The following is a 500-nucleotide window of genomic DNA, read 5'->3' as shown; positions in this document are numbered from 1 at the left end:
CACCATAACGAATACCAGACTGCACCATACCATCCAGCGGATTAAATGAATCCATGCCCGGAATACCAGTATTGCCGCCTATACCCGCTGCTACTGCAGAAGCCGCTACATTCCCCCAGCGGAAACTGCTTTGTTGTCCTACCAGCTTACCTGCCGCTACACTGGTCGCTGTGGCTGTCGCCGCTAACGCTGCTTTGCCATAGTTGTTAAATATCTGGTTGCCTTCTGCGCCTTTGGTCGCCCAATCAGCACCTTGCAGCATACTGCCTGCTCCGGCTGTGGCCCCCGCTGTTAAGCCCGAGGTTAAAGCCCCTTTGAGTGAGAAACTATCCACTGCACCCAGGGCTTTACCCACCAACTGGCTCGCCACCGAACCCACAAATCCTCCTATAGCAGCTGCGCCCATCATGGCTGCTGTTGAAATACCCGCCACGGTCACACCCGCTGCCGCGCCTCCGGCCAAGACCGCAGACCCCGCACCTAAGGCCCCCACCGTCGCA

1 protein-coding gene is annotated in these 500 nt (G+C 57.8%); it reads right to left on the bottom strand.

Annotated elements, in window-relative coordinates; all coding sequences use genetic code 11:
• The coding region (locus LSG34_RS20670) for a hypothetical protein (RefSeq protein WP_233011226.1) at positions 1-433 on the bottom strand (433 nt) is incomplete at its 3' end.
• Positions 434-500 lie beyond the last annotated feature (67 nt).

The organism is Rheinheimera faecalis, assembly GCF_021290965.1.
Taxonomy (GTDB): domain Bacteria; phylum Pseudomonadota; class Gammaproteobacteria; order Enterobacterales; family Alteromonadaceae; genus Pararheinheimera; species Pararheinheimera faecalis.
The sequence above is the reverse complement of the archived record's forward strand: the minus strand, read 5'-3'. Positions and strand labels throughout refer to the sequence as shown.